The sequence below is a fragment of the Paenibacillus cellulosilyticus genome (assembly GCF_003182255.1).
Taxonomy (GTDB): domain Bacteria; phylum Bacillota; class Bacilli; order Paenibacillales; family Paenibacillaceae; genus Paenibacillus_T; species Paenibacillus_T cellulosilyticus.
Genome location: NZ_QGTQ01000001.1, coordinates 74,435 through 99,702 on the forward strand (window position 1 = coordinate 74,435; position 25,268 = coordinate 99,702).

At 47.5% G+C, this 25,268-nt stretch carries 23 protein-coding genes; all 23 read right to left on the reverse strand.

The window, feature by feature from the left end; genetic code table 11:
• Positions 1-15 precede the first annotated feature (15 nt).
• Positions 16-2,139, reverse strand: coding sequence for a hypothetical protein (locus DFQ01_RS00280; protein WP_110041881.1), 2,124 nt, complete (start codon positions 2,137-2,139; stop codon positions 16-18).
• Positions 2,140-2,156: 17 nt separating this feature from the next.
• Positions 2,157-2,873: an IspD/TarI family cytidylyltransferase gene (locus tag DFQ01_RS00285; RefSeq protein WP_110041882.1), complete on the reverse strand. Its 717-nt coding sequence runs from the start codon at positions 2,871-2,873 to the stop codon at positions 2,157-2,159.
• Positions 2,874-2,875: 2 nt separating this feature from the next.
• Positions 2,876-5,482, reverse strand: coding sequence for an NHL repeat-containing protein (locus DFQ01_RS30935; protein ID WP_181394733.1), 2,607 nt, complete (start codon positions 5,480-5,482; stop codon positions 2,876-2,878).
• A gap of 18 nt (positions 5,483-5,500) precedes the next feature.
• The gene (locus tag DFQ01_RS00295) at positions 5,501-6,571 is read right to left on the reverse strand and encodes an NAD-dependent epimerase/dehydratase family protein (RefSeq protein ID WP_110041883.1); all 1,071 of its coding nucleotides are present in this window, start codon (positions 6,569-6,571) and stop codon (positions 5,501-5,503) included.
• A 345-nt stretch (positions 6,572-6,916) separates the two neighbouring features.
• On the reverse strand, positions 6,917-7,462 hold the full coding sequence (hpf, locus tag DFQ01_RS00300; RefSeq protein WP_110041884.1) for a ribosome hibernation-promoting factor, HPF/YfiA family: 546 nt from the start codon (positions 7,460-7,462) through the stop codon (positions 6,917-6,919).
• 365 nt (positions 7,463-7,827) lie between these two features.
• Entirely contained in the window at positions 7,828-8,025 is a 198-nt protein-coding gene (locus tag DFQ01_RS00305; RefSeq protein ID WP_110041885.1) for a cold shock domain-containing protein, read from the reverse strand.
• A gap of 126 nt (positions 8,026-8,151) precedes the next feature.
• Positions 8,152-9,330, reverse strand: a complete 1,179-nt coding sequence (gene pseC, locus DFQ01_RS00310; RefSeq protein ID WP_110041886.1) for a UDP-4-amino-4,6-dideoxy-N-acetyl-beta-L-altrosamine transaminase — start codon at positions 9,328-9,330, stop codon at positions 8,152-8,154.
• A 19-nt stretch (positions 9,331-9,349) separates the two neighbouring features.
• Positions 9,350-10,297: a dTDP-glucose 4,6-dehydratase gene (locus DFQ01_RS00315; protein WP_110041887.1), complete on the reverse strand. Its 948-nt coding sequence runs from the start codon at positions 10,295-10,297 to the stop codon at positions 9,350-9,352.
• Between the two features lie 28 nt (positions 10,298-10,325).
• Positions 10,326-11,351 carry a pseudaminic acid synthase gene (gene pseI, locus DFQ01_RS00320; protein WP_245946461.1) on the reverse strand — a complete coding sequence of 342 codons (1,026 nt, stop codon included), beginning with the start codon at positions 11,349-11,351 and terminating at the stop codon, positions 10,326-10,328.
• Between the two features lie 38 nt (positions 11,352-11,389).
• Entirely contained in the window at positions 11,390-11,941 is a 552-nt protein-coding gene (gene pseH / locus DFQ01_RS00325) for a UDP-4-amino-4,6-dideoxy-N-acetyl-beta-L-altrosamine N-acetyltransferase (protein ID WP_110041889.1), read from the reverse strand.
• Between the two features lie 60 nt (positions 11,942-12,001).
• A complete protein-coding gene (locus tag DFQ01_RS00330; protein ID WP_110041890.1) occupies positions 12,002-12,736 on the reverse strand; it encodes a cytidylyltransferase domain-containing protein in 735 nt (244 codons plus the stop codon).
• Between the two features lie 97 nt (positions 12,737-12,833).
• Positions 12,834-13,925, reverse strand: a complete 1,092-nt coding sequence (gene pseG, locus DFQ01_RS00335; protein ID WP_110041891.1) for a UDP-2,4-diacetamido-2,4,6-trideoxy-beta-L-altropyranose hydrolase — start codon at positions 13,923-13,925, stop codon at positions 12,834-12,836.
• A gap of 211 nt (positions 13,926-14,136) precedes the next feature.
• On the reverse strand, positions 14,137-15,180 hold the full coding sequence (locus tag DFQ01_RS00340; RefSeq protein WP_110041892.1) for an SDR family NAD(P)-dependent oxidoreductase: 1,044 nt from the start codon (positions 15,178-15,180) through the stop codon (positions 14,137-14,139).
• 141 nt (positions 15,181-15,321) lie between these two features.
• Positions 15,322-17,574, reverse strand: a complete 2,253-nt coding sequence (locus DFQ01_RS00345; RefSeq protein ID WP_110041893.1) for a motility associated factor glycosyltransferase family protein — start codon at positions 17,572-17,574, stop codon at positions 15,322-15,324.
• A 21-nt stretch (positions 17,575-17,595) separates the two neighbouring features.
• Positions 17,596-19,857, reverse strand: a complete 2,262-nt coding sequence (locus DFQ01_RS00350; protein ID WP_174812871.1) for a motility associated factor glycosyltransferase family protein — start codon at positions 19,855-19,857, stop codon at positions 17,596-17,598.
• 126 nt (positions 19,858-19,983) lie between these two features.
• On the reverse strand, positions 19,984-20,310 hold the full coding sequence (locus tag DFQ01_RS00355; RefSeq protein ID WP_110041895.1) for a hypothetical protein: 327 nt from the start codon (positions 20,308-20,310) through the stop codon (positions 19,984-19,986).
• Positions 20,310-20,708, reverse strand: coding sequence for a flagellar export chaperone FliS (gene fliS, locus DFQ01_RS00360; RefSeq protein WP_110041896.1), 399 nt, complete (start codon positions 20,706-20,708; stop codon positions 20,310-20,312). Before fliS ends, DFQ01_RS00355 begins: the two co-directional genes overlap by 1 nt.
• Positions 20,709-20,722: 14 nt before the next feature.
• Positions 20,723-22,147, reverse strand: coding sequence for a flagellar filament capping protein FliD (fliD, locus tag DFQ01_RS00365; protein ID WP_110041897.1), 1,425 nt, complete (start codon positions 22,145-22,147; stop codon positions 20,723-20,725).
• A gap of 19 nt (positions 22,148-22,166) precedes the next feature.
• Positions 22,167-22,553: a flagellar protein FlaG gene (locus DFQ01_RS00370; RefSeq protein ID WP_110041898.1), complete on the reverse strand. Its 387-nt coding sequence runs from the start codon at positions 22,551-22,553 to the stop codon at positions 22,167-22,169.
• Between the two features lie 132 nt (positions 22,554-22,685).
• Positions 22,686-23,453: a flagellin N-terminal helical domain-containing protein gene (locus DFQ01_RS00375; RefSeq protein ID WP_110041899.1), complete on the reverse strand. Its 768-nt coding sequence runs from the start codon at positions 23,451-23,453 to the stop codon at positions 22,686-22,688.
• 127 nt (positions 23,454-23,580) lie between these two features.
• Positions 23,581-23,817: a carbon storage regulator CsrA gene (gene csrA, locus DFQ01_RS00380; RefSeq protein ID WP_110041900.1), complete on the reverse strand. Its 237-nt coding sequence runs from the start codon at positions 23,815-23,817 to the stop codon at positions 23,581-23,583.
• Entirely contained in the window at positions 23,817-24,266 is a 450-nt protein-coding gene (fliW, locus tag DFQ01_RS00385; RefSeq protein WP_110041901.1) for a flagellar assembly protein FliW, read from the reverse strand. Before fliW ends, csrA begins: the two co-directional genes overlap by 1 nt.
• Before the next feature lie 70 nt (positions 24,267-24,336).
• Positions 24,337-25,245, reverse strand: coding sequence for a flagellar hook-associated protein FlgL (gene flgL, locus DFQ01_RS00390; RefSeq protein ID WP_245946462.1), 909 nt, complete (start codon positions 25,243-25,245; stop codon positions 24,337-24,339).
• Positions 25,246-25,268: the final 23 nt, after the last annotated feature.

The window sequence follows — 25,268 nt, forward strand, 5'->3', positions numbered from 1 at the left end:
GTCCATAAGAAGTTCTCAATGCTTCTGTAATTCAAAATAACGGTTCGTAAATTCATCAACCAGTGACTCGTGTTCAAAATAATCCATCTCTCGCACAGTATAACATTCTCGCAACGAACGGATTAACAGATCTGGTACTTCTAAACTTACATTTAGCGCTTGACGCATATCAAGCTTCGTCTCACGGAAGTAATCAAGCAACGCCTGCTGAGACTCTTGCAGGTACTCTAATTGCTCAGTTGTCCGATGTTCAGTTGCAAAGACAGGTCGCCCCGCTTCATCGAACGCTTGCAGCGAAGGTTCGAAAGACGTCAAGATGTTCTCCATAAAGAAGTAGTCATCAAGCAAGTTCCAACTCGACTCATAAATATTTCGAACCTCGAATAGCGTCTCAATCTTTATATCGGCTTTGTACCCGCCACCACTTTGGATTCGGGCAAAATAAAGTCCCTGCAACTCACAATCAACGATGTTGGATAGTGCTTTCTGACACGTTCCTGACGACACAAAATCAAAAAAACCGACTCGTGCACCAGTAGGTATGCCAAGTGTCTTCCAATATTGCAGATAGTATTTGCGTGCAATATCCGCTTCTCGCAAGATCGCATCTCTATGCTTCAGCACATAGGCTGCATCACCCTCATTTTCACGCCGCTGAATCTCGACTGGCATCAGCCGAAATCTGCTGCGAAGCATGTCCTCCATTGATCCTGAATAAGCAAGCGACGCCGCAAATACAATATCTTCATCCGTATGAATACCCGCCAGTACAGCAGTTGCCCTCGATATATAGAGATACTGAGTCTGCGGCAAATCAGGAATAGTCTTTCGTACCTGTTGACTAATGCGCTCCATTATATATCCGTCTCGCGCACCGAGCAAAATACGCTCTAGTTTCAGTTCCTTTGCCTTAGCGATCATCCAGGAAAAGAACCGATAAACGACTGGCGCCACAAACGAATAGGTCATCTCATATGGACTGCCTACTCGAAATTTGCCCTTCGTCGCCGCGAACAGAAACGGATCATTCAATTGGCAACTAGTGAATTCACCGATCATTAAGCGATTATTAAGCGTAGCATCATACTTCAACAGCTCATTCGCATAGCTATCTTCCAGCATGTTCAAAGCGCTCTGAACATGGAACGTATCTTCAATACCGTAACTCTTGGCTGCATGTATGTCCGCTTCTATATTGTCCCCAATATGAACAATAGTTCGTCCCGCAAATCGCTCTCGTAAGATACTATACAGCCCATTCGACTTCGTAACCCCAAAGTCACAAGATACTAACAAATGACCCGATTGCACACGAATGCCCAGCTCAGCTAATAGGGGTTCCAGAATTATCACCGGCAAATACATATCCGAAACAAGAAACACTTCTTTACCCTGTGCAACAGAAAATCTGAATATTTCACACATTTTTTCCCGGCGAACTAGATGTTCTGCTTCAACTTGAATCTCTAGTTGTTGCAACTCACGCTTGATATCATTAGAAAAGCCGAGCCATTGCTGGATCCGATCATAGATCACATCTATCTTCGGATTCGGTCCCTCATTGTACAACTCTCGCTCCGCCTTGATCCGTAACTTAGTAAATTCCCCGTCCCATTTGCCAGTTACTCTTATTCGATCTTCAACAATCTCGAATATATCTTGTGGATACAATGTTCGCCGCATAACAAGTGTGTCGAATACATCGAAGCTCACGACATCTGCATGCGCAATCTTCTCACGCAATCGTTGTTCCGTAATCTCATTGTACGAATCCAACGCTCTCGTCTCATCGTTTGCATTGCCCAGCAAATTCCCGTTGACATCATATACATAAATACAATTGGCCGCACACATTTCCGCAATTCGCCGATATATAATCCGCACATTGTTACTTCGAGCCACAATCACAATGGCATCGACGTTCATCTCGGCAACCTCATCTACTGTAAGGACTAACTTACCATAGATAGTCTCCCCTGCCCGCGCTTCGTCCATCAGCCCCACAATGTCAAAGTTGGTAAAGTGTTCAACAATATGCCGTGTGTTCGGTCCTATACCATAGATCGCTAAGCGACGATTAATGAACGCACCAAAGTGCGTCTGGAATGCATTTATTATGTATTGCTTCTCATCCACCATACCGAATATCATCTCACTTATATGCCAAGAATTTGTTGATTCTCGATTGCCTCATGCAGCGCTCGGAAAATATAAAAGTCCGTTGGCGTTGTGATCTTCATATTATTAGGCGGACTCTTGACCATGTGCATCTCTACGTTGAATAAACTTAGCAGATGTGCTGAATCAATCGTCAGCATTCCTTCATTATGTGCACGCTGATAATACTCCCAAATCAATGCGAATCGAAAAGTCTGTGGTGCTTTAGCCGTATACATACTAGCACGCCGAGGAACGCCATCGATCTGATCGCCATTGCTGCTCTGAATAACACTCTCAATCGCAGGCTCCACAGTAATCGCCGTGCCGTGCATCTTCGCTTTCGCGATGTTCGTAGAGATCAATTCTTTGGTAATCAGCGGTCGCACGCCATCATGAATTAACACGATGTCATCCGCCTGACAAACTACCGTCAGCGCCCGCAGCCCCCGATAAATCGAATCATGCCCCGTCTCACCACCTGGCACAATCTGACTTACCTTCTCTATGTCATACCGTCGTAATAACAACTTTAATTCATCAATCCAGCTACTTAAGCAGACGACTACGATATTATCAATCTCTGGATGACGCTCAAAATGCTCCAATGTGTACAAAATGATCGGTTTGCCGTGCAACTCTAGGAACTGCTTCGGACGTGCATACGTGTTCATTCGTTGCCCCGTTCCACCTGCGAATATCAACGCTGTATTCATGCCTACCCTCCAATGACATATTCATAGATAGCCTGCCCTACTGTACCATCCAAGTGACCAGCAACTTCACGCGCACATTCAATCTGCTTCTTCGCTTGGGATAAGGCAAACGGTAGCTCGTCCAAGTCTACAACGTAATCCAAGTAAGTCTGAATACCTGTGTATGATTCAGGATATATAAATTTCTGCAGGTTGCTCCATTCAGGAGCATTTATTTTTAAACTTTCTCGTCTACGATTATTGACAATCTTCTGATCCTGCTCGTCTACCCATAAATTTTGAATTCGACACTGAGCATTGATCGTATCGAAAACAACGATTCGCCCGACTGTAGCCGCGTAAATAAAATCACCATCTAACGACACTTGTATATATTTGTAACGTTCTTTATTTACAGCATCTGTCAATTCACTGACGGTAGTTACTTCGCCTGTTGTCGGGTTCAATCGAAGCGCCATGTTCGCCTCATAAGGAAGCAACCACACGTATCCACCAGCATAGACAACATCTAGAAAATTCAAGATTCGACCTGAAAGGAATGCATCAGGGAATACAACTTTCTTATATTTCTGCGTATACGGATTCCAGCGAACCATATAGTTCTGATTACGTGCAGCTAGCCAGTAATTCGTTCCATCGAAACAAACACCAGCAAATCGCTCGTCGGCTTCTCCAACTTTCACAATTCGACTGTCCAACGTCTCCGCATCGAGAATCACTAATTCGTTCGATCCCCACAAAGTCATAACTAACTCTGTGGCGTTCGACGCCACACTCGACGCCAACAATCTACCAAAATCAAAGGTTTTATTCCACTGTAGATAATAAGGGGAATTCTCTGCATTCAGTTGCGTATGAGCCACCCAATCTGTTATATCATCCCGTTCACCCGTATTGAGGTTATATCGAATAATAGCTGGATACGTAATCGGAATGAGGAAAAGGTAATGTTCATATCGAAAAACGCTTTGGAAAAATCCCTTTTCACGCGGATGTAACCAATTTAAGCGCGGCGCTGTGCCTAATGCAGTATGTTCAAACGATTGGTGTTCAATATCATACGCAGCCATCTGCTCTGCCAAATACGGAGCAAAGTATAATTTATCCTGATACTGTGTCATCCCGACATAAAGCGACCGGCTATTCTCTTCATCGAAGCTGCCCACATACTTCGGCTTCATCAATGCCCTATCCATACAGAATAGACCATTAAAGTCCCGAGCTGTAAACCAGATATGTTGTTTATCCACATACATGCTCTGCAGTAATAAAGTATCCAGTGCAGGGCGAAAATATAAATCTTGCATCATCACTGGCTTACCCGTAGATAGATACAACGGCCCTAGCGATCCACCGTCACCATAATACGCATCGGAAATCGCAATCGAACGGTGCAAGTCGGCAGTATCGTCGTAAATGCCAAAACCTAGCGATTGGTATTCCTCAACGATACTCAGATAGTCTTTCAACAATTGCGGGCGCATAGCTTTATAGCTCTCACCATTGAGGGGATGCGGACGCCACAGCAAGACGACATCATCTCGGTTCTTGAAGCTATCAAACACGTAGCGCAGCTTATGCAGAACGTGTTCATTACCCTCAAGCAAAGCTGTGATTGAAGTGTTGTACAGAACAACCTTCTTCCGCGTACCGTCTGTCCGCTCAATCAACTTTTGCCAGTCATCTGGAACAACACAGTCCTCACGCTTTGTATTGATTACTTTATCGAACTTCGGCGAACCGAGCGCAACAATTTTCTCTTCCATATTGCCAAAGCGGCCGACGCATTGATTCGCTTGTTCATATCGCTTAAGCACTCGAAGGTAAGTCTGCCTGATTTTGTCCGATTGCACGATCACCCGGTCGGCATACAAGACTCCCGCGCATTTGCAGAAATGTTCATCCACATCGTCCATGCTTACAAAATACGGGACGTAGACAAGCATATCCGTCAGATCCTTGAGCCGCTTGCTGAAGAAGTTGGGGTGAACCATCGTCACTAAGTTTGTGTCATCATAGGGGTTGATCGTGACGATGACGTCTGGCCGACGCTCATCGATCTTATAGCTTTGCCAATCCGTAATCGGCACATCGTCCGGGAATTGATCGCCCTCGTAGTGCATCTGTCCGAGCGCGCCGCCCGGCAGTCTGTCAAAGTAAGGGATCGGCACGACGTAAGCGTCGCATTGCGGGTCTTCCTTCGCTGCCAGCCAAATGGATTCGCAGCTATCCCACATACTGGCCTTATAGGGGAGAAACGCAATCTCGATTTTTCTCTGTCCAAGCTCGGTTTTGACACTATCCTCAATCTGTCGTAGCTGATCCTGCAATGCCATGATATGTGGGGTGCTATCGCCACCATTGTCGACTTCAACGCTTGCAAGATAGAGAATATCACAATAATTTTCCAGCAGGGACACCGTTTGGGTGTCCTCGCCTTCATATTTCTCGATATACTGACCGATATGAATGGCGAATTCCTGACAACCTGCCAGAAGCCCTACGAACGCCTGCGTATTCAATTCAGAATGTAATCGCGTGAACTTCAGCTGCGCTTCGCTTAACGTCTTGATGAGTTCCAGCACTTGCTCTTGATGATACTTCCTCATTTCGTTACCTCCAACTCATCATACTCTTAGCCCATTTGAAGCTTCATGCCAATCCGCGATCATTCGCTTGTACATCTCCACGAGTCCGTACTGAGCCTTCCAACCGAGCTGTGCCATCTTATCCGAGCTCAATCTCATTGTTACATCGGGGGCGTATCCTTGCTTAGCGATGTCGGATGGTCTGTCCACTTTAACAGCTACGCTGCTACCACTAACCTCACTTGCGACCAACTCCGCCATCTCCCGAATGGTCATGCTCGTCTCCGGATTGACAATGTTATATGTCTCACCGTCCTCGCCCTTCAGCAGCAATAGTATCAACCCGCGAATCGCATCGCTGATATAACAATAATTACCGCGCGACTTCCCCTCCGTATGTAGCACAATATCCGTACCCGACATTGAACTGCGAGCGAACTGTGCGAAAATTCGGGGATCGTCATTTGAGAATCCTGCACCAAAAGTTTGTGCCAAACGAGCCAGCTTGATCGGCGTTCCGTATTGAGCGAAGGAACAGTTGCACAGACATTCGCACATTCGCTTACTCTCCGGGTAGCTGCTTCTCGGGCTTTGAAGATTGATATACCCCAGATCATTCTCGGTCACCCAATCAAGGGAAGGGTCTGTCAGTCCGTACACTTCCATCGAAGACAAATATACTATACTCTTAGACTGCTTGTCCTTCGCGAGTGTCAAGATATTCGCCGTGCCTCTTATTGCAGTTTCTATCACGCCTACCGGATTAGCCACCATCTCGACTGACCGCGTCACCGCTGCGCCATGAATGATATAATCGGCAGGCCCATCTATATTCAAAGGATTTCGGATGTCGTGTTCCACAAACTTGACATTGTTCATCTTGCCAAAAAGCATCCTGGCTCTGTCTACGTTCCTACCAAGCGCCCAAATATGAAGACCGAGCCCATGCCTTGTATCAGCTTCAGATAATGCTTGAACGAGGAGAGCTCCGATAGCTCCGGTCGCACCAGTAATTAGAATTACGCGATCACGCAATTCTCCCCATGGTACATTTCGATCCGTGACAATTCGGTCTATATCCTCTAATAAAACTTGCGACAATCTGTTCACGCCCCCTGGATCTCACAATACGTCGTCTCTCTAGCATACACTACTGTAATTATATCGGCTTAACCTAGCACATACTTGATATAATTCTGTCTCGACAGGAACTTCTGGATAGTTGCCTCCATGAACTGCAACCCATTCTGGAAGTTGTCATTTAAGTACCAATAGATCCCTATATAAAAGCCCCATGCGGGGCTTATCATTTAACGATCAAACTTTCTGCAAAACCAGTTCATACCCAAAGGAGGCTGCGAATCGGTAATATTCTTCCGCCTTCGCTCCGATAGCTTAAAACCCCTTCTCAGCAAGAGAAGGGGTTTTTATTAGTCATTTATTTGATTACTATCATTAACTTTGCTCAATAAGTCCATATCTGCCGTCATGGCGTCTGTAGACAACATTCACTTCCTTGGTATCCGCATTCGCGAAGACGAAGAAATTATGTCCAACCATATTCATCTGAAGGATCGCTTCCTCCACATCCATTGGCTTTAATGTGACTTGCTTCGTACGGACAACCTCGAAGTCTTCCTCCTCCTCCAATACACGTGCCGCTGATCCCGAATCCTTAAAGAAGGTACGGACGCCGCTCTCATTGCGGATCTTACGGTTAACTTTCGTTTTGTGCTTCCGAATTTGACGTTCCAGTTTGTCCACTACTTCGTCAATCGAAGCATACATGTCCTCACTCTTCACTTCAGCCCGCAGCATAACACCTGTAAGCGGTATCGTAACTTCTACTGCGTGATATCCTTTGGTTACCGAGAGGGTAACGTTTGTTTCGGAGGTGATTGGTGCTTCAAAATACTTTTCCAGGCGGCTGATCTTCTTCTCGACGTATTCGCGCAGCGCTTCCGTCACTTGGATGTGTTGACCTCGAATGTTGTATTTCATGGGGCACTCCTCCTTTACTTGTTCTTATTATAACATATGATGAGAGCCTCGAACATAAGTATTTTCTGTTATTTGTGAATTTTCTGAATTTTTATTTTGTTATTTTGTCATTTTCCATGTAAAAAGAGGACGAACGATGTCACCCTTCCACTATTTAGCTCGAATTATGGTCGATCTGCTCTCTGAAATCGTAATCAATCACCGTCGCATCTGCTTCACCATCAAACTCCGGGTAAATGCTGTGCTTAACAACTAAATATTAGGTTAAATTGTAAAGACATGAAAAACCCCGGGTCCCCCGGGGTTTCGTCGCTCATGTCTGGTGTGGACACCATCTATGAAGTTGGCTTATAATAAGCCGATAATTACAGTTTAACTACGTTTGCAGCTTGTGGACCACGTGCGCCTTCGACGATGTCGAATTCTACAGCTTGGCCTTCTTCCAGCGTTTTGAAGCCGTCAGCTTGGATTGCGGAGAAGTGTACGAAAACGTCGCCACCTTGTTCCGTCTCGATGAATCCGTAGCCTTTTTCTGCGTTAAACCATTTTACTTTACCTTGCATGCATAACATTCCCTTCATCTTCAAATAGCTGTGTCCGGCCTTGATGTTAGGCCCACAACACGAATATAACTCGACTTCATATAATTGTCAAACATTTTTTTGAAAGCGAATACATTGACTGGAATCTTACATTTCTTTCATTGTAAACGCTACTTCCTTAACGCTATCAATTACATCCTCTACATCCTGATCGGTCATAGAAGGATATAACGGCAGTGTTAGCGCAGTATTATAATATTCCTCGGCATTAGGACAGTCGACATTCGCATAGCCCAAGGAACGATAATACGGCTGTTTATAGATCGGAATGTAGTGAACATGCACCCCAATAAGGCGATCTCTCAACTCTTGAAAAGCCCGATTTCTACCTTCAATGAATTGCTGTTCATCCCATCTCAAAATATACAGATGCCAGCTCGATTCTGCATTAGGATGCTGATACGGAACGATCAGCCCCTCCATGCTTGAGAATGCTTCCGTATAACGAGCGGCTATTGCTCTTCTGCGTTGGACAAAACGATCCAGCTTATCCATCTGGGACGCGCCTAGAGCCGCCTGCATATCCGTCATCCTGAAGTTATATCCCAGTTCGATCATTTCGTAATACCATGGACCATCATTTTGCTGCATCAGCGCTGCATCACGAGTCATGCCATGACTTCTAAAGAGCTGCAATTGCTTGTAATAATGCTCGTTATCCGTCACGATGACTCCGCCCTCGCCAGATGTAACATGCTTGACGGGATGAAAGCTAAACATCGTCATGTCCGCATACTGTCCAACTTTACGACCGGAATAGGTAGCACCTAGAGAGTGTGCCGCATCTTGTATGACGACAAGTCCGTGATCCTGCGCAATCTTGGTAATCCGATCAATCTCCACAGGTTGGCCGGTGAAATCTACAGGTATAATCGCCTTCGTCTTGGCTGTAATTGCAGATGCCAAACGGTCAGGATCAATATTGTACGTATCCAGCTTGATATCGGCGAATACAGGCCGCGCTCCCATGTACAGCGCGCAATTGCTGCTGGCAAGAAACGTAATCGGCGTCGTGATGACTTCATCTCCAGGACCTACGCCCGCTGCAAAACAAGCCGCATGCAGCGCAGCCGTACCGTTACAGAACGCTACTGCATATCGCGCCCCCACGTAATCGGCTACTTTCCGCTCAAAACGATCTATAGCAGGACCTTGCGTAATAAAGTCACTTCTCAGCACATCAACAACGGCTTGAATATCATCTTCGTCTATCGCCTGCTTGCCGTATGGCAGCATTGCAGTTCTGGCTATTCGTGTAGTCTCCATCGCTCAGCCGCCCTCTCACTTATATCAGGTCTGTTGAAGTAATCCAGCTCTCGGTCCGTGCAATGCCTTCTTCAAGCGATACAGCCGGCTCCCAGCCCAATAGCCGCTTGGCCTTGCTGTAATCGCACAGCAGCTTCTGAATCTCGCTCTGTGGATGGATATGCTCCACATGCTTAATTCTGCTCTCGTCTCCAACGATGAGCTTAGCCAAATCATTGACCGCGATATCTCTTCCAAGGCCAGCGTTGACGATTTCGCCGTTGACCGCATCGGAATAGCCCGCCTCTACGACAAAACGTGCGCAGTCTTCGACGTACAGCAGATCGCGTGTCTGCGTCCCTTCGCCATAAATGTTCAGGTCTTTGCCGGCGAGCTTGTTTTTAATGAAGATAGCGACGACGCCGCCTTCGCCGCCTGTCTTTTGAAACGGTCCATATGTATTGAAAGGACGAATGACGACAGTTGGAAGACCGTATGCGTAATAATAAGACAACACCATATTTTCCGCCGCGATCTTGGCCCCTGCGTAAGGGGATGCCGGCTTGATCGGGTGCGCTTCGCTAATGCCATTCTCGTCGGCGCAGCGATCATACACCATGCACGTGCTCATGAAGACAACCTTAACGTTATGCTTCCGAGCCTGCTCCATGACATAGAAGGTTCCGACTGTATCATTGTTAAATGTCGTTCTTGGATCATCAATGGAATCCTGCACGTTAATCGAGGCGCCAAGATGATAGCAAATCTCAAATTCATGCTCATCGAATAGACGGCTAAGCAATGCCTCATCCATAATCGAGCCATGAATAAATGTCTTCAACCCGGAATGCTGACGAAATTCGTCAATATTCGCCTCTCTCCCGTTAGAGAGGTCATCCAGAATCCATACGTTATGTCCATCATCCAACAGACGCTTAGCAACCCATCGTCCTATAAATCCGGCCCCGCCGGTAAGTAAAATGTTCATTGGCTAATCCTCCTGCACCCGCTAGTACTTATAATAAGTCCCACGATATCGGTGTTCCCACTTTAATGTCCTTAACTGCTGTTCTTCCAAGCACTAAATCGTAATACTTCGGCTCCAAGCCGCTTCCCGGACGAATGATGCGAACATTGTCCTTCGTGAAGACATCACCCTTCTTCATATCCGTGCCTACATACAGCGATCGTCTGCCTTCTAGCTTCTCGCCAGCCGTTACCCCATAATGAATCGATCCGATCGACTGCCATGCCCGCTCCGATTCCTCCACCAGCATCTTCATCTCTGCTGGCTCCAGTGAAAAGGCCGAGTCAACTCCACCTTCAGCGCGTGATAAAGTAAAATGCTTCTCAATGACTCGTGCACCCAAAGCGACACTCGCCACGGCAACACCTATGCCCAGCGTATGATCGGACAGGCCGATCTCGCAGTTAAATAGCTCACGCATATGAGGAATCGTCGCCAGGTTCGAGCTCTCCGGTTTCGCCGGGTATGTACTCGTGCACTTCAACAGCACGATTTCCGGACAGCCATTTGCTTTGGCCAGACGCACCATCTCATCGATCTCACTTACTGTCGCCATACCAGTGGATACGATAATCGGCTTACCGGTTTGCGCTACTTTCTTCACGAGTGTATGATCCGTCATTTCAAATGAAGCTATTTTGTAAAAAGGTACATCCAATGTCTCGAGAAAATCAACAGCTGTATCGTCAAATGGCGTACTGAAGCCGATGATACCCAGCTCCTTGCAGCGCTTAAAGATCGGCTCATGCCATTCCCAAGGCGTATATGCCTGCTGATACAGCTTATACAAGGACTGTCCATACCACAGACTACTAGGGTCGCTTATAAAAAACTCACCCTCATTAATATCCAACGTCATCGTATCCGCTGTATACGTCTGAATCTTCAATGCTTGAACCCCGCTTGCTGCAGCTGCTTCAACGATTGACAGCGCTCTCTCCAACGATTGATTGTGATTGCCAGACATCTCCGCGATAATGAATGGTCTGTCTGTCTTATTGAACAATGTGGACATTGTTATTCTCTCCTCCAGTTGAATTGGCTGCTTCATGATTACGCTGTGTAGAAAAACTCACGAAGACGGTCCCTTTTAAGTTTCCAATCCTCATAGAACAAGGACATAATAACAAGATCCTCGTACTTCCCATTTTTGAACACATGTTCCTTCAGCAGTCCTTCTTTCGTATATCCGAACATTCCGTGCAATTTAATAACTCGCTTGTTAAATGCAAGTACATAGCCCCACAACTTACGTAAACCAACCTTCTCGAAGGCATACTCTATAGTAAAATACTCAAGCGCAAGCCCCGCCTCCACAGGCAGATTATCTTGTTCGCCTAAATACAGTCCAGAAGAACCTGTAGCATCTCTAGCATTCAAATCCACATAATTGATATAACCGATTGGTCGCCCTTTGTATTCGAAAATAAAATGGGCTGGATGATCCAGCTTCGCTATCCGCTTGAACCATGCCTCATGCTCTTCCCAAGTGATGATAGTATCCGTGAACATCTTGGATCGTACATGCTCAGCATTTCGCCAATCCAGCACCATCTTCAAGTCATGCTCTGACAGGGGGCGCATGCGATAATCTCCAATAATCAACGTGCATATCCCTCCGTTTATAATTTCAATGCGTGCGTCTGTACAGTCTAAGCTTGTAACCTACTCACCCAATTTCTTTTGCTCAATATGAGCATTGAGCAATTCCCACTCCGGGTGACGGTCTAGCAATTCCAACGCATCTTCCAGAGTAAAATCGTTCTTCTCTTTATATAAATGTTCAATAATTCGCTTAATCAACTCGAAGTCTTCAGACGTGTCTACCGTCCAACGATGTCTGCTGCAATCCTTCGAGTAGGCCTCATTAAACAACGTGTACCGTGTGCCCCGATATACGATGAATGGTGTAACATGTTCCCGTTCGAACGCTTCCTTAGCCTCGAGGAACGCTTCCTCCAATGCCTTGAACGTGAACACTTCCGTATCCATCCCTCTAGGATAGGTTCTAATTCCGAGACCATTAGCTACAAAGTCGTAGTTACCCTCTTTAAACAATCGAATGGCACGATCTATAACGTCCGGATCGATAACTGGGCAGTCGGAGGTCACCCTTACGATTGTATTAGCACCATATTGTTTAGCCGCATAATAATAACGTGATAGCACATCATCCTCAGAACCTCTACTGTATCGAACACCTAGACGCTTACACAATTCTACTATCGGATCATCAGTATCGTTATCTGTGGTAGCAATAATAATACCGTCCGCCAATGTCACCCGCTTCAGCCGCTCGATCTGGTATTCTAGCAGCGGCTTATCCAACACTTCCAGAAGTACTTTTCCTGGCAATCTTGTCGATGTCATTCGCGCTTGTACGATAATAAAAACGCTCATTTTTGCTCCCCACTTTTCAATAGCAATTAGCTACATATTTCGACAGGATTTTCGTTTCTCCTGTCACTTCAACTAGTAAATCGATCCCAACTGTCATCTACTTGCGATAAAATACAGCCTCAATGTCTTTTATTGCTGCCGTTCCATCGGTCTGTACCAACCGTCTAGCCTTCATCCCCATCTCTTTAACGAGTTCTGGGTGATTATAGACATAATCCATATGGGCACCGAGCTCTGCACTGCTAATGTCTCCATGCCAGCCCAGGTTCATGAAAGCACCATATGGGGCTAATTCCTCCACTCCCTCTCGTTGATTCTCAGCGAGAGCAATAACCATGGCAGGCAGCCCTAAGTAACAGCGCTCCCAAGTGGTAGCACCTCCGGCTCCAATTGCGAAATCAGCCTTTTCCATCAATTCAGCCATATAATCTACTTGATAGTAGTAATTCACACCAGGCATATTCGCACATCTAACTTCAATCTGATCCTTATTCGCATTACCCTGACCGACTACCACATCGTACGCAATATCCTGCCGATTAAGCATCTCTATTGCATCTAACGTCTTTATCGTCTCATTAGTAGGGTCGCTTCCGCCGAAGAAGACAAGCACTCGATGAATCGTGCCATCCCGCGCTCTTCTTCCAAACAGCGGATTCCTAAATTCCTCTCTTAAGAGAAGATAGCGGGGTCCAAGCAGTCGAATGCATGGATCCGGTACGAGACCATCGTATCGGCTATCCATATCAGCATGAAAGTTCTGATCTAGCAGCGCATCACAATCGTGATGTCGATTGGCCATGTCATCGATTACGAACACTCGCTCAGCATATGGACGTATTCCCTTTTCCCACTCCTCATCTAGGGCGTAATGATCCACAACCAGCCAATCGATTGTATTAAACTGCCTAAGCAGTTCTTGCGTATAAACTAAATCCTGCATCTTATCCCGTTGCAACGCTTCAACGAATCCTTCCACAGACGAGGCTTCAGGCGACTTTATGAAGGGCAACATATGTACATCATACCCATGAGCAGCTGCTAGACTTGCTAGGTGGCCCGGCAACTCCCGACATATAAAGCTGACTTCAGCGCCAGTCTTACGCAGCCGCTCCGCCAATGTTAGGCAGCGCATTATATGTCCTGCTCCAATCATCGTTGCAGAGTCTACCCGAATCATCACTCTCATTTCTTCACGACCCTTACCTCATTAATTCATATCACTGCCGCTTCCTATGTCTTATCATTATCGGCGGTGTATCAGGCTTTCATTAGAAATCGGCTGTATTCCCCAAACAATTAGTCCCTTAGTCTCAAGCATGTCTACACAACGAAAAGGCCTCCGTCAGCTCTATGTGACGGAGACCACAATAGTTCGTATCATTCAACTGTTCCCTAATCTAAATCGCCATAAAATGATTCGTCTTCTGATTGCCAAGCAGTTCATTGTCTCGCAATAAGCGACGTACCGCTTCCTTGGAGATGCAAGGCTCACTATGTGAACTATAGCTTTGTACAATAGCCGGATTGCCGCCGTAATTCTCAGGCTTACTAACGAATTGATTCGGTATGACGAACATCTCCGGCAGCTCGATCGCATGAGACGACTCTTCTTCCGTCATCAGTTCCTCATACATTTTCTCACCTGGACGCAAGCCAATCTCCTCAATCCGAATAGACGATGGCAGAATGCCAAGCTGTCTTGAGGTTTCCTCCACAATGCACTCTGCTAAATCCTGCAAACGAATAATCGGCATCTTCAGAACGAATACTTCCCCGCCTTGCGAAATCATCATCGCCTTGATCGTTAGTTCCGTCGCCTCCCGCTTCGTCATCATGAAGCGGCTCATATCCTTGCACGTCACCGTAATGCGAGACTGCTCTACAATCTGCTTCTGGAATAACGGGATAACGGAACCCCTTGACCCCATTACATTCCCGAATCGAACAGCCGAGAAGATGGTCTTGCTCGCACCTCCATAGTACTGTGCAGCAGCGATCAAACGCTCTGCCATCAATTTGGAAGCGCCATATGTATTGGCAGGTGCAATGGCTTTGTCGGTACTCGTAAATACGGTCTTCACAACGCCGCAATCAATCGACGCTTGAATAACATTCTGAGTTCCCAATATATTCGTCTGCACAGCCTCAAATGGATTATATTCACACGAAGGAACATGCTTCATGGCAGCGCAGTGAAACACATAGTCAATATCTTGCATTGCTCTTTTTACACGTTCAAAATCTCTTATATCACCAATCAAGTAGCGGATATTATCATACGCCCGATAAGTCTGTTGCATCTCGAACTGCTTATATTCATCACGGCTTAATATACGAACGACCTTGGGATTGTCTTTTAATACAGTGGACATAATGGATTGGCCGATCGTTCCGGTCCCACCTATTATTAAAACTCGCTTGTCTTTAAAAAAGCCATTCATCAGACGATCCCTCTCTTCTGGATGATATACCGCTCCATCCGACGTCTTTTCCTTTATATCGGACGGAACGCGCCAGAATATAAGACAAGCCGTCAGGAAATAGTCCCGACGGCCTGATACAAATATAACCAGTATACAAGATTAAGCGAGTTGGAATGCGGACGCCACCCTCGTGCGGGCCTCTACGGCGATTGTCATCAATTCCGGAACGCACTCAGACATTGTCGCGAGCAGAGGACTCATCGTGCCGTTATAAAAAGTAACCTGCTCCTTCAAAGAAACAGCGGCAGTCAGCTTGGGCAGCTCCACCTCGAACTGCTTCAGCTCGGCACGGCATGCTCTCAGCCACAACGCTTTGAACGGACTGCTTTTTGTAACCCGCTCCCAAGTGCTATCAATCTCTTCTATCGTTTTCTGACATTTATTCGGCTGCATACGGACGAGCTGTGGCAGCTTCTGGATTTGCCGTTCAATACCTTTCACGATCCGGCCGTACTCCTGCAGCTGTTCCGGCAGCTTAACGACTCGTTCGATAATAACCTTCACACGTGCTGCATCATAACCTTGGAGGTCCGAGAGCGCATCGGCGACAAGGTCTTCATTGACCAATTGGTCCTGGAGGCGCTGCAGCACTTCCTCCATCGACTGCCATACCGTATGCTTAATCTTGGCTCCTTGTTTGCTCGTATTGACGAATGAAATGTTAGTGAATAATTCCAATAACTGCTCGATATTGTGCAGTGTTAGCTTCATGCCTTGATCCGTCCGGTTTATTGTACCCCGAACGCTCTCCACCTGCAGCTCCGCCTCGCGAACCACTGCTACCGTAGCCTGCTCGGGCAAATGTTTCGCGCCGGGCGCATACATGTTGTCGCTCGGGTAGGACAGATCCTGACCGGTGAACACAATTTCCTTGCAGCCCATATAAATCGCGGCTTGAATAGCGGTGCCTGTGACGGAATGGCTCGACCGGAACACCGTGTCTTCTGTCGTAATACCCATCAGGTACTGTAGTACGGTGTCTCCCTCTACGTGAACATGAATCGACCGACCGGCACGGCCTTCGATGATCCGATGCTCGATAATCGGCGCATAAAGCATTGGAATATGATCAATTGGCAGATCCTTGAACACATTATAGTTCGCTTCGGTACCATCCACTGCTACGATTAAATGCGGCTCGATGCCAAAGTGCAGCAGCGATTGAATCGTCGAGCCAGCTGCAATAATAAGAGCATGCGCCTTCAGCTTCCGCAAGCTTTCGATATCCTGCTCTAGGGAAGGGCCCGCACCGACGACAACTGCCGTCATTCCTTTGTATCGGTCTTGTAATCCCTGGATAGACGGCGTCGTCAGTACCGAGTTTATATTGTACATCCCGTTACGCGTCCATGTAATCCCGTATTTATTATGATTAAACAAGAAGTTAGCATAATGCGTACATGTCGTCCAAGCATCTTGAACGAACGCATCGTGATGCGCTTGAAACAATTTCTTGTATACCGGTAGCGCAACGACCTCCGGCTCGCCCTGCTCATGGCTGAACCGCTCGAGCAATTCCTCCTGCCGGTCGGTTCCCATACCTACGACAAGCGCGCCTATGTTTAACCCTTCTATTAAGCTTGCCATGTCGATCGCGTAGAGCGCATGGAGAAAAATTTGCTCGTCAGGCTCATACAAGTACAGCCGGTGCTCTGGATACTTAGCTGCGTAATGCCGGACCAAATAGCCAAACCCGATGCCGTACATTAATATTTTCGATTTATGCTCAACCTTGCCGGCAAGCAATTCAACCCACCGGTCCGCTTCATGAGCAGGATCGAAGCCGCTGTGCAGCTGAACCGTCCGTTGCCCATCCTTCAACAACGATAGATTCGGCATCGCATTACGTGCGTAACTGAACCGATACCGCGCAGCATCGCATATAACCGCCCTCATCCGATCATGAATCTGCGGATAATATCGGTTCAGAAATCGCATATTCGCGTCAAAACGTCGCTCTCTTACCGATTCCAGCTCTCCCAGCTCGGCAATCAGCTCTTGCAGCAAAGGAATCCACTCGTACTTGATAACATCCCCTGCGCCATCATAATCCTCTTCATCGACACAAACATTCATGGCCTTAAATTTATCATTAATGGCATTAACGGCACGCGAAAGCGGCATCGTCAACAGCTGCAGACCGGTATTATCCCCCTGCAAGCTATCGAGTACAGCATTCACCGTTTTATACAAATCGTCCATGCCCTCTACAATTTCGCCAAGTTGCCGCCACGTCTCTTCTGTCACCGGCTCGTAGAGCAGCGTGGCAGTGGTATCACAAGCCTCGGCAAGCTTCGGAAGAAACACAACGATCTCTTCCATAATCTCTTTCAATTGATTCTGGTCTGTCATTGTCGAACCTCCGTTTCGCTATTAAGCTCCTGCTCGGCCAGCACTTGCTTCGACTCTACGCAAGCTTTCCGCTGTAATGTCCATCAGCTCCGGCGTTCGATTGAGCATGTCTCGGATAAGCGGCTGCATAATTTCGCGGGCCAGCCCCGCTTTCTGGATCATTTTTGATTCCTTCGTCAGCTCCGGAAGATCCCGTTCGAACCGGTTGAGCTCATTACGATAGAGCAGCATATACAATGATTTGAACGGGAGGCTGCCAACTACCTTTTTCCATTCCCGGTCTATATCATAAAAGAGGTTTAAGCATTTGTTTGGATTCGTCCGGCTTAACTCCGCTGCTTGCACAATGCAACGGTCAATCTGCCGAAGCTGCTCCTGGCAGCGTTTCAATTGCTCCGGCATCTCCTTGATCCGGCTGCGAATCTGTTGAGCGCGGTTAACGTCGTATTTATCTAGTTGCGCCAGCTGCTTGGCTACCTCATCATTCTCAATTATAAATGCCTGCATCCGTTCCAGCACGCTTGCCATTGGCTCGAAGTCGGCATTCCTAATCTTTGCCCCCATACTGGACGTATTCGTAAACTTCACTTCAGGATGATCCGCCAGTAAATCTTCAATATCGGCCAGCGTCGTTCTCATGCTCGTATTCGTACGATTAAATGTGCCCTTGACATTCTCAACCGTCTCGGTCGCTCTCCCTAATACTGCATCGCTCGCTTCCTTATTCACATGACGAGCCCCCGGTGCATAGAAGTTATCCCCCGGGAACGAAAGGTCCTGCCCCGTAAACACAATCTCCTTGCAGCCCATATAAATCGCTGCTTGAATCGCAGTCCCCGTTACGGAGTGGTTAGGCGCAAACATGGGATCGTCTGGGGTCAGCTCCATGATGCGCTGGGTGACGACATCATTCGTTAAATGAACATGGAGCAAGTTATTTTTCTGCTCGTCAATAATCCGGTACTTAATCATCGGTGTGTACAGCAGCGGAATGTGTTGAATATTCAGCCCTTTGAACGCATCGTAGTTCGGCTCGCCGCCGTCCATTGATACAATCAGATGCGGCTCTACCCCATAATGGAGCAGCGACTGTATGGTAGATCCAGCCGCGATAATAAGCGCATGGTTTTTCATCCTCCGCAGCAGCTCGATATCTTCCGCCAAGGATGGGCCAGCCCCTGCAATAACAGCCGTTTTGTCGGCAAACCGGTTCTTAAGCCCTTTAATAGAAGGACTCGTTAGCGTTGCCGCCAAATTGTACAGCGTATTGGATACCCATTCGCTCCCAAATTTATCGTACAGTCGAACTGAACCTACATAGTTCAAGATGGCAAGCTGCGCGTCCGCCGAGAACGCATCCATATCGCTGCTATTCAATCGGTAGTACGGCGGGAGCACGACAATTTCCGGCTCGCCCTTCATATATTTCAGGAACCGATAAAACATCCGGTCCCGCTGATGTTTCTTCGTACCGACGACAAAGTCATAGGCGTTCAACCGGGTGAAAAGCGACTCAAATTCGATAACGCGCATCGCAGCAAGTACCATCTGCTCGTCCGGTTCATAAATCGACAGCTGATGCTCAGGGAATGCCTTTGCATAAGCAAGCGCATGATAGCCCAGTCCAAACCCATACATCATAACGCCGGCTTTTCCTGCCACTTTAGCAGTTATTGTATCGACCCAACGGCTCGCCTCATGCTCCGGCTCATACTGGCTGTATAAATACCGACGCTTGCCGTCTTTGTCCATCCAGCTTATGTTGGGACTGCCGTTGCGACTGAACGCGTTCGAATAGCGTTGGTTCTCCGTAACTGTCTCAACAATCTCTTGATAGGCACTAGGAAAACGTTCCTTGAGGAAGTACAAATTCGCTTGAAAGCGACGCTCTTTCACCGCTTCTTCCTCTCCCATATCGATGGCAAGCTGACGGAACAGAGGAAGAAGCACAAACTTAAGTGTATCGCTGGCACCGACGCCATCCTCTTCGTCCACGCAGCTGTTCAACTGTTGAAACAACTCACTTAATGTTATATTGAAACGCTCGATACGAGGCGCCAGCGCCTGATACTCAGCCGCCTTAACCAGATCAGCGTGTATGGAATTCAACGTGCGGTACAGATCGTCCATCGCTTGTACAACCTCGCCGAACTGCTGCCAGGAATGGTCCGTCATCGTCTCGTAAAACAATGGCTCTACGAGCTCGCAAGCCTGAATCAAGTTCGGTAAAAACTGTTTGACTTCTTCTACAATTTCTTTTGTCTGATTCACCAATTGCTCCATCTTCATGCCTCCCCAGGTTGTTATCCTTTATATCGGTCTACTCCGCGCTGCATATGATATCGAGTTTCTTCCTGGATAAAAACTCAAACCGCCGGCACACGGTCCGACGGTCTGACATCTGACTCTCTATTTTCTTTTATCGAAGAAGAAGCTCCCCGGCGTATACGCATACTGATACATTTTCCTCTGCTGCCGAGACTGCGCGATATTTTGCAAACCACGAGACGCTTCTCCCTTCAACGCCAGCATTCGTGCAACGATGACGGAGTCAAACTCGCCTATTTGACGCAGCAACTGCTTCTCATCTTCAGAAGGCCCTGACGATTGCTTCACTTCCAGCAGCGTCTGGTCGCGCAGTTCGACCAAAGCAGTCCATTCCATATATTCGACCGTTTCCAACCGGTTCACCAGATCCATGGTCTTCTCATGAAGCAGGATAATCGATTCGGTCATTATATGGAACCTGCTTCCTTCATGAGCCCGCCCGCCGTTTGTTTAACTGCCTGCTTCCAGGCGTCGCGAAGCTCCGACAGATGCTTCACCGCTTCAGCGGCCATTGTCTCATCCTTCTTGACATTAGCTTGAATGAGAAGGTGCAGTAAATATTCATAAATACGAAGCAAATCTTTAGCGATGTCATAATCGTGATTAAGCGCCGCGATCAGCTCATTGACGATAGCCTGTGCTTTAATTAAATTCGTGTTGGCCGCTTCGTAGTTTCTGCTTTTAATCCCTTCCATTCCCGACTTCGTGAACCGGATCGCTCCCTCATACAGCATAAGCAATAGCTGGCCGCTGCTGGCTGTCTGGACGGATGATTGCTGATAGATCTTATAGGGCGAGTTTAACAAACCGTTCACTCCTTTTAACTGCTGCTAGTTAAGCTTGAAAATGCCGACGCTTGGCTGTTATATTTGCTAATGGCTGTTTCCATTGCACTGAACATCTTATAATAATAGTCTTCTAGATCGTCGAGACGATCCTGCTCCCGTTCTTCGCGGCTCTTCATATCCCGGATTTGGCTGCTGAGCAAGGAGTTTTCTAGGAAGGTCGCTGTCGTATCGGTACTCGTTGTAGATGTGCCTGCCTTCGTTTGCATGCTTTTCAGAGCGTCCATTGCAGAGTCCATCATTTTGGCGAATACGCCAGATGTTTTGCTTGAAGGGGATGTGTCAGAACTTTTCGCCGAAAACAAATTGACGACTTTATCCGGATCCGACTCCAATGCTTCCGTCAGCTTAGTTTCGTCCAATATGAGCTTGCCGTTCTCAGAGTAGCTTCCCGTCGTAATGCCGATACCGCCTGCTACGAGAGAAGTTGCCGCCGTCCGGAACTCCGAGAGCATCTTGCTCAGCGTACTGTCGCTATGCAGCGTCCCGCTTCTCGCCTTGCTCTCCCACAGCTCGATCTCGTCGTCCGACATTTCTTCCTTCTCATCGCTGGTCAACGGATTGTAGTCGTAATATTTCTTCTCTGATAACTCAGAGTTGATCGAGCTGATCAATGAGTTGTACTCGCTCACGAACGACTTAATCGTTTCGACGATTTTAGCCGTGTCCCGCGTTGCCGTAATCGTTGTGGAGCTGTCAGTAGCTGTTTTGTTCTTAGCCGTGAAGGTGAACCCGTTAACGGAGAACTTGTTGCTGGCCTGCTCAGCCAGCTGGACGCCGTTGACAGTGACTTTGGCATTAACGCCCTTATAAGTCGTTTCGTCCGCCGTCACAGTGTCGCTGTCAAATCCGGATACGCTCAAGCCATCTGCGCCGGTATTCGTAGCTGTTATCGATAGTTGCCCATTACTATAAATAGCCGACGCTTTGTACGTGCCCGTACTCTTATTAATGGCGTCCGCCAAGTCAGACATTGTCTGCCCTGCTGTCATTGTGATTTTTTGACCATTAATAGTAATGTCCGTATCTGTCGCAAACGAAGTCGTGCCGCTCTTGAAGCTATAAAGATAGCTCGATGAGGTCGCTACCTGATTCACTGTAACATTCAACGTTCCTGAGGCGGAAGAAGAAGTCGAATTAATAGTCAAAGCGCTAGTATCGCCGCTAACCTCCGACGTCTTCGCGCTAATCGCGCTGGACAAGTTAAAAGAGGCCAGCTTGTTATTCCGGAAATCGACGATCTTCGCCGCCATCGACCGGTAATCCTCCTGCTGCCACTCTGTCTTCGTTCGCTTCTTCACCATGTTGTCGTACTTCGTCTTCTCAGCCTTCATCAGCTGTTTAACCAAGCTGTCGACATCAAGGCCCGATGAAAGACCCGTTATTCTCGTTGTTGTCATAGGTGTTATCCTCCCTCCATTAAACCTTGTGGTCGAGCAGCAGTCCGTTCAGCTCCATCATCTTAGCAGCCATATCGAGCAACTTCTCTTCCGGAATTTCACGCAGCACCTTGCCTGACTCTTTATCGAGCACCTTATAGACGATATGGTTGGTCTCCTCGTGAACCGTTCGCTCTACCTTCGTATCTTGGCCTTGCAGCGATTCTAAAACGGACTTGATATCCGAGGTCAGCCGTTGCTCACGGGAGCCCACCGCCGCAACAGCAGCTTCGTTCCCGTTTGGTTCACTCTTAGCCGTACTGTTATCTTTCGCCGGCGCGCTACCTGTAAGATTCTCCGTTGTATATCCCGCCGTGGTATTAATTGATGAAATATTCATCGTCATCCCTACCACCTCGATCGTCATGTTCTACTCCTTATTATCGGACCGTTCTAATCGCTTTGTTAGACTTCGTCTTCAATTAATACTGAAAGAATGCTTAATATATAGAAAAAAGAGGCCTCAGATAAACTAAGGCCTCTTCTCTTCGAAAGACTACTATTGGAGCAGGGACAGAACGCCTTGTGGCTGCGAGTTCGCTTGCGACAGCATCGATTGGGATGCTTGGAGCAAAATGTTGTTCTTCGTCAGGTTGACCATCTCGCTTGCCATGTCTGTATCGCGGATACGCGACTCGGAAGCCGACAGGTTCTCAACCGTTGTGCCCAAGTTGTTCGACGTGTATTCAAGACGGTTCTGAGTCGCACCAAGCTTAGCGCGCTCCGTCGAAACGCTCTTGATTGCATCTTCGATGTTAGTCAGGGTTTTGGAGGAACTCAGACCTTTGAAATCAGTATTATCGACACCAGAAATCTTGATCGTTTGAGCAGCGTCGTCGGATTTGATCGTAACGTCGGACGTAATGTTGATACCGTTGAATTTCGTATCCGTCATGATTTTGTCGATCTGCGATCCGAGTTGATCCAACTCGAGGTTAATGTTCGAGATATCGCTCGAGCTGTACGTACCGTTCGACGCTTGAACCGTCAGTTCTTTCATACGTGTCAGCATGGAGCTAACTTCGTTCATAGCGCCCTCAGCCGTTTGTACGAACGAGATGCCGTCTTGAACGTTGCGTTGCGCTTGCTCGAGACCACGGATTTGACCGCGCATTTTTTCGGAAACAGCGAGACCTGCAGCGTCGTCCGCTGCACGGTTGATACGGAGACCGGAAGACAGTTTCTCCATGTTTTTAGCTGCTGCATTGTTGTTCAGCGCCAGGTTGCGCGTCGTGTTCATAGCCGTAATATTGTGGTTAATACGCATTGTAAAATTCCTCCCTGAATGTTTGAATAGTCCCGCATCCTTGCGGTAAAGCGATATTAGGTCGGCCGCCCTTTACCAGCTCTAATGGTTATATCGGTAAATATAGCCGATTGTTTAACCCTATTTTTCATTTATTTTTTAAAATTTTATATTGCTTGGTTAGCTCGGCAATCGAGAGCTCCGGCTTCAGCGATTCCTGATTCGATGTTGCAGTCGTCAGGTACAGTTCCTTCCGCAGCACCCCTACTTCTTTGGGCGCCGTTATGCCGATTCTGACACCGTCGGCGGATACTTCCAGCACAGTTAGCTCAATATCACTGCCGATCATAATCGTTTCGCCTTTTTTGCGGCTCAGCACCAGCATTATATTTCCTCCTTCGCTTCGACGGGAGAGAGAGGAAATAGGCGATGCCGCGTCGTATACGCCGTGTCCTGCAAAATGACCTGAGCAGCTGCCCGGCTAGCGGTATTCCAGACGATCGGCGCAGCAAGATTCACTGTTGCATGCTGTACGTTATCCTTGACTGTAGCGAGGTTTAGAACACGTACGTTCTCGAAGGTCGGCTCTCCCAGCTCCTTCATCGCATGCTCGGGAAGCGTGAATGAATATTCAGGGAAAAAGTCGAACGGGGACACCGCAACGAATACAAGACTCCCTTCCTCCACCGATTGCACATAGTAGAATGGGCTGTCCTCCAGCGGCACAATCATATACCTCTTGAAGTCAGCGAAGCCCGGAATACCGCTGCCGAATGTTAACACTTCTTCCTCGTTGATGGCCATCTCTCCTAAGAAGGACGTCTGAATGAACATCGCATAACCCCCTAAACCATTAAAAATAGAAAAAGCTGCAGCCTGTACTGCCGCAGCTATAGCTTTTATTCTAACTTATAAAATCGACAAGCGTTGAGGAAATAATCTGGGCGCCAACCTTCAGTGCGGCATTGTAGGTTGCCTGCGCCGACGAATAACTCGTATACAGCTGATCGATGTCGGCATCTTCGGTTTCCGATTGCATTTCCGTCAAGTTACTACTAATGCTATCCAAACGTTCCTGCATCAATTCAGCACGATTTGTTCTCGCGCCGACCTCCGACCGGGCGTTAATGATCTTATTCGTTCTATTCTCGATATTGTCAAGCTCCGCAGCCGCAGCGGTCGTATCGCCGCTGGACAATGCAGTATTCAAGCGATCGAAAATCGAAAATACATTGTCCGTCGTGCCCGCCGCGTCCGCGTCTCCGAATACCTCGCTGGCATTCAGGTTGACGTTCATCGATATGCCCTCGCCGATCGGATAAATGATCGAGCCGCTGTCGGCGGATACCGACTTGGCGTCCGTGCCGTCTGCATAAGGCTTGGTGCTCGTCGCTTCGCCGTTGAATATGTATTTGCCGTTAAACCGGGTATTCGCGATATCGACCATCTGCTGCTTGAGCTGCTGAAGCTCTTCGTTGATCGCTGCTAATGACGAGTCCGTATTCGTTCCATTGGAAGCCTCGACGACAAGCTCCTTCACCCGCTGCATAATTTGCGTCGACTCATCCAGCTGCGTATCGTATTGATCGAGCAGCGAAACAGCGGAGTTGGTGTTGCTCTGGTATTGCGAATTGGCGGAAAGCTCCGAACGATAACGCAGCGCATACGTAATGCCCGTCGGATCGTCGGACGGTTTGTTGAGCTTCATTCCCGTCGACAGCTGATTTTGCTGCTTGATCATCTTTCCCAGATTGTTGTTCAAATTCGAAATCAGCTGCGACGTAGCCATGCTGTTCGTTACGCGCATCGACATCTCGTCAACCTCCTAAAGTTCTG

What these genes read in the sequence shown, in the direction of transcription:
- DFQ01_RS00280 (WP_110041881.1), bottom strand. Translation starts at nt 2,139, where the DNA reads ATGGTGGATGAGAAGCAATACATAATAAATGCATTCCAGACGCACTTT.
- DFQ01_RS00285 (WP_110041882.1), bottom strand. Translation starts at nt 2,873, where the DNA reads ATGAATACAGCGTTGATATTCGCAGGTGGAACGGGGCAACGAATGAAC.
- DFQ01_RS30935 (WP_181394733.1), bottom strand. Translation starts at nt 5,482, where the DNA reads ATGAGGAAGTATCATCAAGAGCAAGTGCTGGAACTCATCAAGACGTTA.
- hpf (WP_110041884.1), bottom strand. Translation starts at nt 7,462, where the DNA reads ATGAAATACAACATTCGAGGTCAACACATCCAAGTGACGGAAGCGCTG.
- DFQ01_RS00305 (WP_110041885.1), bottom strand. Translation starts at nt 8,025, where the DNA reads ATGCAAGGTAAAGTAAAATGGTTTAACGCAGAAAAAGGCTACGGATTC.
- pseC (WP_110041886.1), bottom strand. Translation starts at nt 9,330, where the DNA reads ATGGAGACTACACGAATAGCCAGAACTGCAATGCTGCCATACGGCAAG.
- DFQ01_RS00315 (WP_110041887.1), bottom strand. Translation starts at nt 10,297, where the DNA reads ATGAACATTTTACTTACCGGCGGGGCCGGATTTATAGGACGATGGGTT.
- pseI (WP_245946461.1), bottom strand. Translation starts at nt 11,351, where the DNA reads ATGTCCACATTGTTCAATAAGACAGACAGACCATTCATTATCGCGGAG.
- DFQ01_RS00330 (WP_110041890.1), bottom strand. Translation starts at nt 12,736, where the DNA reads ATGAGCGTTTTTATTATCGTACAAGCGCGAATGACATCGACAAGATTG.
- pseG (WP_110041891.1), bottom strand. Translation starts at nt 13,925, where the DNA reads ATGAGAGTGATGATTCGGGTAGACTCTGCAACGATGATTGGAGCAGGA.
- DFQ01_RS00340 (WP_110041892.1), bottom strand. Translation starts at nt 15,180, where the DNA reads ATGAATGGCTTTTTTAAAGACAAGCGAGTTTTAATAATAGGTGGGACC.
- DFQ01_RS00345 (WP_110041893.1), bottom strand. Translation starts at nt 17,574, where the DNA reads ATGACAGACCAGAATCAATTGAAAGAGATTATGGAAGAGATCGTTGTG.
- DFQ01_RS00350 (WP_174812871.1), bottom strand. Translation starts at nt 19,857, where the DNA reads ATGGAGCAATTGGTGAATCAGACAAAAGAAATTGTAGAAGAAGTCAAA.
- DFQ01_RS00355 (WP_110041895.1), bottom strand. Translation starts at nt 20,310, where the DNA reads ATGACCGAATCGATTATCCTGCTTCATGAGAAGACCATGGATCTGGTG.
- fliD (WP_110041897.1), bottom strand. Translation starts at nt 22,147, where the DNA reads ATGACAACAACGAGAATAACGGGTCTTTCATCGGGCCTTGATGTCGAC.
- DFQ01_RS00370 (WP_110041898.1), bottom strand. Translation starts at nt 22,553, where the DNA reads ATGACGATCGAGGTGGTAGGGATGACGATGAATATTTCATCAATTAAT.
- DFQ01_RS00375 (WP_110041899.1), bottom strand. Translation starts at nt 23,453, where the DNA reads ATGCGTATTAACCACAATATTACGGCTATGAACACGACGCGCAACCTG.
- csrA (WP_110041900.1), bottom strand. Translation starts at nt 23,817, where the DNA reads ATGCTGGTGCTGAGCCGCAAAAAAGGCGAAACGATTATGATCGGCAGT.
- fliW (WP_110041901.1), bottom strand. Translation starts at nt 24,266, where the DNA reads ATGTTCATTCAGACGTCCTTCTTAGGAGAGATGGCCATCAACGAGGAA.
- flgL (WP_245946462.1), bottom strand. Translation starts at nt 25,245, where the DNA reads ATGTCGATGCGCGTAACGAACAGCATGGCTACGTCGCAGCTGATTTCG.